9 protein-coding genes are annotated in these 9,273 nt (G+C 32.6%); 6 read left to right on the top strand and 3 right to left on the bottom strand.

What is annotated here, in order from left to right:
- The first annotated feature begins 41 nt into the window (after positions 1-41).
- On the top strand, positions 42-614 hold the full coding sequence (locus tag N5D90_RS11530; RefSeq protein ID WP_280051893.1) for a DUF1572 family protein: 573 nt from the start codon (positions 42-44) through the stop codon (positions 612-614).
- 29 nt (positions 615-643) lie between these two features.
- Here N5D90_RS11530 and aqpZ read toward each other — a convergent pair whose 3' ends face one another.
- Both aqpZ and gcvP read right to left on the bottom strand, forming a co-directional pair.
- Positions 644-1,354 (bottom strand): aquaporin Z, encoded by a 711-nt coding sequence (gene aqpZ, locus N5D90_RS11525; RefSeq protein WP_280062525.1) that lies wholly within the window; start codon positions 1,352-1,354, stop codon positions 644-646.
- A 151-nt stretch (positions 1,355-1,505) separates the two neighbouring features.
- A complete protein-coding gene (gcvP, locus tag N5D90_RS11520; protein WP_280062524.1) occupies positions 1,506-4,361 on the bottom strand; it encodes an aminomethyl-transferring glycine dehydrogenase in 2,856 nt (951 codons plus the stop codon).
- A 247-nt stretch (positions 4,362-4,608) separates the two neighbouring features.
- On the opposite strand from gcvP, the gene hisE reads away from it, so the two are divergent.
- Genes hisE through N5D90_RS11505 form a run of 3 tightly spaced genes read left to right on the top strand, consistent with a single transcriptional unit; the run spans position 4,609 to position 6,424 of the window.
- The gene (hisE, locus tag N5D90_RS11515) at positions 4,609-4,935 is read left to right on the top strand and encodes a phosphoribosyl-ATP diphosphatase (protein WP_280062523.1); all 327 of its coding nucleotides are present in this window, start codon (positions 4,609-4,611) and stop codon (positions 4,933-4,935) included.
- Between the two features lie 15 nt (positions 4,936-4,950).
- Positions 4,951-5,727 carry a M48 family metalloprotease gene (locus N5D90_RS11510; RefSeq protein ID WP_280062522.1) on the top strand — a complete coding sequence of 259 codons (777 nt, stop codon included), beginning with the start codon at positions 4,951-4,953 and terminating at the stop codon, positions 5,725-5,727.
- A 16-nt stretch (positions 5,728-5,743) separates the two neighbouring features.
- Positions 5,744-6,424: a TPM domain-containing protein gene (locus N5D90_RS11505; RefSeq protein WP_280062521.1), complete on the top strand. Its 681-nt coding sequence runs from the start codon at positions 5,744-5,746 to the stop codon at positions 6,422-6,424.
- Positions 6,425-6,864: 440 nt separating this feature from the next.
- Here the strand turns inward: N5D90_RS11505 and N5D90_RS11500 are convergent, their stop codons facing one another.
- A complete protein-coding gene (locus N5D90_RS11500; RefSeq protein ID WP_280062520.1) occupies positions 6,865-7,266 on the bottom strand; it encodes a thiol-disulfide oxidoreductase DCC family protein in 402 nt (133 codons plus the stop codon).
- A 72-nt stretch (positions 7,267-7,338) separates the two neighbouring features.
- Between N5D90_RS11500 and N5D90_RS11495 the strand changes: the two genes are divergently transcribed.
- On the top strand, positions 7,339-8,727 hold the full coding sequence (locus tag N5D90_RS11495) for an HTTM domain-containing protein (protein ID WP_280062519.1): 1,389 nt from the start codon (positions 7,339-7,341) through the stop codon (positions 8,725-8,727).
- A 42-nt stretch (positions 8,728-8,769) separates the two neighbouring features.
- On the top strand, positions 8,770-9,273 hold the full coding sequence (locus N5D90_RS11490) for a DUF2314 domain-containing protein (RefSeq protein ID WP_280062518.1): 504 nt from the start codon (positions 8,770-8,772) through the stop codon (positions 9,271-9,273).

Here is a 9,273-nt window from a genome sequence, read left to right as displayed (position 1 = left end):
AGTGTTAAAACATTATGTATTCAAAGAAAAACAAATAATAAATGAATGATTTAGTAAACGGGATTATCAAACAATTCCAGTATTATAAACAATTGGGTGAAAAAACATTTTCGCAATTATCAGATGAAGAATTGTTTTGGCAATACAATGAAAACTCTAATAGCATTGCGATTATTGTGAATCATCTTTCAGGAAATATGTTGTCGCGTTGGACTGATTTTTTGACAACAGATGGTGAAAAAGAGTGGCGAAATCGTGATGAAGAATTTGAAGATACAATCAAAACGAAACAACAATTTTTAGATAAATGGGAGAAAGGTTGGAAGTGTTTGTTTGATGCTTTAGCACAAATCAAAACGGATGAAGATTTACAACAAATCATCTATATCCGAAATGAAGGACACACGGTAATAGAAGCCATAAATCGTCAATTGGCGCATTATCCTTATCATGTTGGTCAAATTGTTTTTATAGGAAAATTAATAAAAGACAATGATTGGAACTCACTTTCGATTCCGAAGAATAAATCAGCAGATTACAATCAAACGAAATTTTCGGTAGATAAGAAAACACAGCATTTTACCGATGAGTTTTTAGATGATAAAGAAAAATAAAAAAAGCTCCATTCGGAGCTTTTCAAGTTTTACGCTAAATTTTCTTCTTTTTGTAAAAGCATTTTATAAATTAATCCACCTACAATTGCACCTGCAATAGGAGCAACCCAGAATAACCATAATTGTGTTAAAGGTTCGCCGCCTACAAAAATAGCTTGTGATGTAGAGCGAGCAGGATTTACAGAAGTGTTAGTGATTGGAATAGAAATTAAGTGAATTAACGTTAAGGCCAATCCAATTGCGATTCCAGCAAATTTTCCGTTTGCAAATTTGTCTGTTGCACCTAAAATAACAATTAAGAAGAAGGCTGTTAAGACAAATTCAATTAAAAAAGCAGATAACATGCTGTAACCATGTGGTGAAAATGTGCCATATCCATTTGATGCAAATGCACCAGCTTTGGTATTATCAATTGCAAAATCTGTATTTCCCGAAGCGATAGCATATAATACTCCCGCGGCAGCGATAGCTCCTAATACTTGCGAAATAATGTAAGGAAATAATTGTTTTCCATCAAATCGTCCTCCAGCAAATAAACCGAAAGAAACAGCAGGGTTGAAATGTCCTCCAGAAATATGACCAACTGCGTAAGCCATTGTCAAAACTGTAAGACCAAATGCTAATGCAACACCAGCGTAGCCAATTCCTAATTCGGGAATACCAGCCGCAAAGATTGCACTACCACAACCTCCGAAAACTAACCAAAAAGTACCGAAAAACTCGGCAGCATAATTTTTCATAAATGTTTTTAATATTAAAAGTTTAGTTGGAATGAATTTAAGAAAATTTTAAGAAATAAAAACATTTTAAACATTTAATTTATTTTCAATAAAAAAATCGCTCCGATTTCTCAGAGCGATTTGTATTTATAATATATTCTTTCTAGAATAATTAATCCATATATGCTTCGATAGGAGCACAAGTACAGATTAAGTTACGATCTCCGTAAGCATCATCAATACGAGAAACAGAAGCAAAGAATTTACGTTCGCGAACCCATTCTGCTGGATATGCAGCTTTAGAACGAGAATAAGGATATTCCCACTCGTCTGCCGTAATTAAGTGAATTGGGTGAGGCGCGTTGTGTAATACGTTGTTATCAACTGGATAATCTCCGTTAGCAACTTCATCAATCTCTTGACGAATAGAAATTAATGCATCACAAAAACGATCTAATTCTGCTTTGTTTTCAGATTCTGTTGGCTCAACCATCAATGTTCCAGCAACTGGGAAAGATACTGTTGGCGCATGGAATCCATAATCAATCAAACGTTTTGCGATATCAGTTACTTCGATACCTGCTTTTTTGAATGGACGACAATCTAAGATAAATTCGTGTGCCACTACATTGTTTCCATTTGTATATAAAATATCAAAATGTTTCTCTAAACGAGTTTTCATGTAATTAGCATTCAAAATTGCACCTTGTGTCGCTTTCAATAAACCTTCAGCACCTAACATTAAAATGTAAGAGTAAGAAATAGGTAAAATGAACGCAGAACCATAAGGAGCCGCAGCAAATGTATTTGTAGCTTCTTTTCCTCCAGTTTCGATTAATGGAGAAGATCCTAAGAAAGGAGCTAAATGTGCTTTCACACAAATTGGTCCTACACCAGGTCCTCCACCTCCGTGAGGAATAGCGAATGTTTTGTGTAAGTTAAGGTGACAAACGTCTGCACCAATATTTCCTGGAGAAGTTAATCCAACTTGCGCATTCATATTTGCACCGTCCATATAAACCTGACCTCCATAAGCGTGAATCATTTCAGTAACTTCTTCGATATTGCTATCAAAAGCGCCATACGTTGATGGATAAGTAATCATCAATGCAGCTAAGTTATCTTTGTGTTTTTCACATTTTTCTTTCAAATCAACTAAATCTGTTTCACCAGATTCTAAGTTTTTCACAACAACAACTTGCATTCCAGCCATTGCAGCAGAAGCAGGGTTAGTTCCGTGAGCAGATTGTGGAATTAAAGCAACATTTCTGTGTCCTTCTCCTCTTGCTTCAAAGTAAGAACGGATTACCATCAATCCTGCATATTCTCCTTGTGCACCAGAATTTGGTTGTAAAGAAGTTGCATCAAAACCTGTGATTACAGCTAAATAATCTTCTAAGTTTTGGATTAATGTTTGGTAACCTTCTACTTGATCTTTTGGAGTGAAAGGGTGAACATTCCCCATTCTTTCCCAAGACATGTGCAATAATTCTGTTGCAGCATTCAATTTCATTGTACAAGAACCTAATGCAATCATCGATTGGTTAAGAGCTAAATCTTTACGCTCTAAACGTTTGATGTAACGCATTAATTCTGTTTCTGTATGATATAAATTGAAGTTTTCGTGTGTTAAGAAATCAGAAGTTCTGATTAAATCTTGAGGTAAATAAGAATCATCTACTTCAAATTCGAAACCATCTTCTGTATTTTTAATTGTAGCAAAAACACTTAAAATTTCGAAAATATCTTCTTCAGAAGTCATTTCATCAATTGTGATTGAAATTTTTCCGTTCTCGAATCCATTTACATTAATTTCTTCTTCTGCAAAAATCTTTACAATTTCGTCTGAGTTTTCAACTTCAATTTGAATGGTATCGAAGAAATTTGTATTCACTAATTTAAATCCTAAATGCTCTAAACCTCCATGTAAAACAGCTGCTTTAGTATGGATTTGATCAGCGATATATTGTAAACCATCTTTTCCGTGGTAAACCGCGTAGAAAGAAGCCATAACCGCTAACAATACTTGTGCAGTACAAATGTTAGAAGTTGCTTTTTCACGTTTGATGTGTTGCTCACGTGTTTGTAAAGCCATACGTAACGCATAGTTTCCTAAACGATCTTGAGAAACTCCAATAATACGTCCTGGAATTACACGTTTGTATTCTTCTGTACAAGATAAGAAAGCCGCGTGTGGTCCACCGTATCCCATTGGAACACCAAAACGTTGAGAAGTACCAATTGCGATATCAGCTCCCCATTCACCTGGAGGTGTTAATAATGTTAAAGCTAATAAATCGGTTGCAACAGCAACTTTTACGTTAACCGCATTTGCTTTTTCTACAAATGATCTATAATTATTGATTTGTCCTCCTTTTCCGATGTATTGTACAATCGCTCCGAAGAATTCTTCTGTTAATTCAGTTGTTTCAAAGTTTCCAACAACTAATTCAATTCCTAAACCATGTGCTTTCGTTTCTAAAACCGCTACAGATTGAGGGAATAAATTATCTGCTACAAAAAATTTGTTGACATTGTTTTTCTTTTGATCACGAGAACGAGATTCAAATAATATGTGCATTGCTTCACCACATGCAGTACCTTCGTCTAATAAAGAGGCATTTGCGATAGGTAAACCTGTTAAATCAGAAATAACAGTTTGGAAATTTAATAAAGCTTCTAAACGTCCTTGCGCAATTTCCGCTTGGTATGGTGTATAAGCTGTGTACCAACCAGCATTTTCTAATACATTACGTTGAATTGGCGCTGGTAAAATTGTACCATAATATCCATATCCAAGATAATTTTTTACTTTTTTATTTTTTGAAGCGATTTCAGCTAAATGATTAATAGCTTCAAATTCTGATAGAGCTTCTGGTAAATCCAAAGCATTTTTCAATCGAATGTTCTGAGGAACAGTTGCCTCAATTAAAGAATCAATAGAATCTTTCCCAATTACAGAAAGCATTTCAGCTGCTTGCTGCGCATTGTTTCCAATATGTCTAATGGAAAAATCGTTTGTGTTCATTGTGTTTGCGCTATGTTTATTTTCGCGTAAAAATACGTTTTTTTATCTTAAAATAAAAGCGATTAACAATCTTAAAAATTAATCGAATGAATGCATTAAAAATTATTTTTTTTAGAAATAAATGTGAATAAAATCTTTCTTTTTTTTCAAAAAATAGTAATATTGGCAGTAGAATTGAGATAAATAATTCGGTAGAATTTCTTAAATTTATTCTACGTTTAAAAAATCTAAGCAAACAAACGATTTTATGGAACTTAATGAAAATACTTCTGAAGTCAAAAAAGAGAAAAAATTTCCATTCTTAAAGAAATTGGAAATCATGATGGAAGATGCTAAGTTAGAGGATGCGAAAAAATCTAAAATGAAACGTGTTCATAAAAAAGGCAATTCGCAAATCGCTAAAAAAATGGGAGAAGAAGCTGTAGAAATGGTTATTGCTTCGGAACAAGACAATGATGATAACTTTTTGGAAGAATCGGCAGATGTTTTCTTTTATTACCTTATGGCTTTACATGCACGTGGTTTTGAATTGAAAGATGTTTTGGAGATTTTAAAGAAAAGGCACAAAAAATAATTAACACACACTAATATGCAAAAGGGCGGAACGTCGATGAAATTAATAATTGCTGCTGCAATTGTTATTTTTTCTCTTATAAAATATTTTTCTTCTTCAGAAGTCAATGAAATTACAGGCGAAAAGCAATATATTTCATTAACCAAAGATGACGAAATTGCGATGGGAATTAATTCGGCTCCGCAAATGGCACAAGAGTTTGGTGGACTATCTCGAAATGCTCAATTCCAGGAGCTTGTAAAACGAGTAGGCGCGAAAGTGGTTAATAATAGTGATGCGCGCAAAACCAATTATCCATTTCAGTTTTATGTGTTAGCAGATAATCGAACTGTAAATGCTTTTGCATTGCCTGGTGGACCAATTTTTATTACCGAAGCCTTGTTGACTCGTTTGCAAAACGAAGATCAATTGGCTGGAGTTTTGGGACACGAAGTTGGTCACGTTATTGCGCGCCATAGTGCAGAACAAATGTCGAAACAAGAGCTTTCGCAAGGAATTGCAGGTGCGGCTGGCGTTGCCGCTGGAGATGCAAATTCGGCTTATTATGCACAAGTTGTGGCAAATATGGTGAATATGAAATATGGTCGTGATGATGAATTGGAGTCTGATGATTTGGGCGTTCGATTTATGATTCAGGCAGGATATAATCCAGAAGCATTGATTGGTGTAATGGATATTTTGGAAGAAGCTTCGGGAGGAAGCCAAGTTCCAGAATTTCAGAGTACGCATCCATCGCCATCAAACCGTCGCGAAAAAATAAAAGCTGCAATTGAGAAATACAGAAATCAGTAGATTTTAATTCATTGTAATGATAAGAAAAATACTTTTATCAGTTCTTTTATGCACAAATATTACATTTTCTCATGCTCAAGATTATGATCAAATCAGTAAAGAAATTTGTAAATCAATTACAAAAGATCAATCATTATCAGGAAAAATAAAATTCCCAGATTTTAGAGATTTTATCAAAACGGATGCTGATAAATTTTTAATATCAGATGTAAATGTTTTTCAGTTCAATTTACAAAAGAGTTTGATTAAAAATTGTACTGAATTTCCTTTTATAGAGAATTATTCTTTGGTTCCGTTTTCAAATGTTGTTGATTTAGAAAAAGTCTTTAATAGAGAAGATTTAGCAAAACTTGAAAAACAATTAAAGGAAATTCAAAAGACCAGTCGTTTTCAGTTATTTATAATTTCTACAGATGATTATTTTCCAAATGAAAATATAACAGATTATTCATTTTCAATTCTTAATAATAATAGTTCGGATTTATTTCAAAAGGGAAATATGATAATTGTGTTTAATTTAAAATCAAGAGAAGTTAGAATTTCGACGAACAAGATTGCTCAAAATATAATTTCTGACGAATTTTCTCAAAAGCTAATTGATGAGATAATTGTTCCAAATTTTAGTGAGGAAAAGTATTTTGAAGGAATCAATGAAGCTATTGTAAAAATTAATGAAAAAATAGTTGCAGAAGATTAAATAATTTAAACAGAGTTAATAAATTGAAAGTCCATTTTTCATTTCTTGAAGTTTTATATCTTGCTCAAGTTATTTGTTGTTTCATCTATTTTAAATTTACAGATAGATTAGGTTATATGATAAATGAAGATACTTTTTATAAAGTGTCGAGCTTGTATATGCAACCAGAACAAGATGATGATGCTTGTTTTGTTCTTATTGGAATTTTTTCTTTTTTAGCTTTATTGATTAGTATGTTTAATAAAAATAAATTAACAATCCTTTTCGTTTATTTATTATCAACGTTTCTATCATTCTTAATTATCAAAAAGGGAGAAATAGATTCAACAATTCTAAATGGAAATTATATTTTGTTATTAATAATGCTTGTTATAGGAGTATTAACAATTTACTTTTTATACTTATTGATTCGCAGAGTTTTCAAATTAAAATAGATTTTTCTATTCCAAAAACTTTGCTTTCAATTCTGGAGTAGGTAACCAGCAACTTTCTTGTTTTCCGAACCAACGATAACGATTTTTCGCAATAAAACTATAAACCATATCGCGTAAAGGTTTTGGAACAATCATAAAAATAGTCAACCACGAAGTTATTCCATCCAAATATTTCGAAATTTTAAGTGCTGCAGATGATTTGGTATAAAATTTATCATCTTCAATAAAAACGACAGAATCAAATTTTGAGGCATCCAAATTATTTTCTTTCAAGAAATTTTGTCCAAAATCAGATTGTAATGAAGCAAACTGAAATTGATTTTTATCGTCATGTTCAATCACAAATTGAACAGATTGATTGCATAAATTGCAAATTCCATCAAACAAAATAATTTTCCTCGTTTTCATACAATAAATATACGACAAAAGTAGCTAAACTCTAAAGGTTATTTTTAAATTAGCCAAAATTAACAATCAATCATGTTTAGCGAATATTTATTCCGAAAAGTTGATAATTCTCCACTTGTAATTTTCCGAATAATCTTTGGTTTATTAATTGTTGCAGAATGTTGGGGAGCCATTTTTACAGGTTGGGTACAAACAAATTTTGTTGAACCACACATTACATTTTCGTTCATCGGATTCGAGTGGACCAATGTTTTCTTGGGACAAAATATGATTTATTTGTATGTGCTCATGGGAATTTTAGGTTGGTTTATCGTGTTTGGTTTTGCTTACCGATTTTCCATTATCGTATTTTCGATCTTATGGTCGTTGACGTATTTCATGCAAAAAACAAGTTACAACAACCATTATTATCTGTTTATGCTAGTTTCGTGGATGATGACAATAATTCCTGCGCATCATTTCTTTTCGATTGATAGTTTGATTTTCCCGAAAATAAAACGTCTAACCATGCGCAATTGGGTACCAACTTTATTCATTATTCAGTTATTGATTGTTTACACTTTTGCTGCTTTCGCTAAGATTTATCCAGATTGGTTTAACGGTGTTTTTTTACAAATGAAATTCCATGAATATGGCGATTTATTGACGACAAAATATAATCTTGTTGGTTTAGGAAAAGTTGTAAGTAGTTTAGAGTTTGCGCAAGTGTTTGCTTGGGGTGGTTTCTTTTTTGATTTATTAATAATTCCAGCAATGTTGATGAATAGAACGCGCGGAATTGCTTTCAAATGTGCTGTAGCCTTTCATATTTTTAATTCAGCAGTTTTCGGGATTGGGATATTTCCTTTTTTCGCTTTGGCGATGTTAATTTTCTTTTATGATCCCGTTAAGATTCAGGAAGTTGTTTTTCCTAAAAAATCATTTATGATGGATCGTTCAGATGATGATAATTTATTGACAACACGCCGTGTCATGTTCTCTTATTTGATATTTTTCTATGTGATTTGGCAAATATATTTACCTGTTCGCCATTATTTTATTCCGGGAAATGTTTTTTGGACAGAGGAAGGTCATCGCATGGCTTGGCGAATGATGTTGCGTAACAAAGCGGGAGAAGTTGTGGTATATGTTTCGAAACCAGATCCACAGAAAAAAGGCAAATTTTTGAAACGAGAGAAAGTAGATTTGACTAAATATCTAACCTTCAAACAAATGTCAAAAATGGCGGTTAGTCCAGATATGATGTGGCAATTTGCGCGCTATGTAAAGTATGATTATGCGAAAAATGGTGTGAAAGATGTCAAAGTTTTTGTGGATGCAAAAGTTTCTGTCAATGGTAGCGAATATTATCAATTTACAAATCCAAATTACAATTTAGCTTACACAACCTGGAGTTATTTTGGTCATCAAAAATGGATTCAGCCAACGCCAAAAGAGTTGAATTTATCTTATTTTGAATAAATTTATGTAACTTTATAGGACAACAATCAAAGAAATACAATTATGAAATATACATTATTCGCAATATCTTTTTCGGCTTTATTATTTTCTTGTGGTAACAAAGAAAACGCTGGAGTAGAGGCCTACAAAGGTTTGAATAAGCAAAAACAAGAACAAAAGGATTTGGATAGTATTGGGAAAGAAGCGCAACAAACGTTTGATGATTTCAAATTGGCGTTGTCGATGAAAGATACTACAACAACTAATTTTATTGTCAAACAAATGTATGATATTCCGAATGCGACACAAAAAGAGCATATTTGGATTCGTGATGTATATTCGGACAACGATCAATTAAAAGGAATTGTGGATAACGTTCCGCAATACACAAAATTGGTAAAACACAATGATACAGTTGTGATAGATCCGACTAAATTATCGGATTGGATGTATTATAAAGGTGATAAAATGATTGGTGGATTTACAATAAAATATATGCGTAGTAAAATGACTGATGCGCAGAAAAAAGAGTTTGATAAACAATATAAAGTAAAGTTTGAAGATTAA

The sequence above is a fragment of the Empedobacter sp. GD03797 genome (genome assembly GCF_029842105.1).
Lineage (GTDB): Bacteria > Bacteroidota > Bacteroidia > Flavobacteriales > Weeksellaceae > Empedobacter > Empedobacter falsenii_C.
The sequence above is the reverse complement of the archived record's forward strand: the minus strand, read 5'-3'. Positions and strand labels throughout refer to the sequence as shown.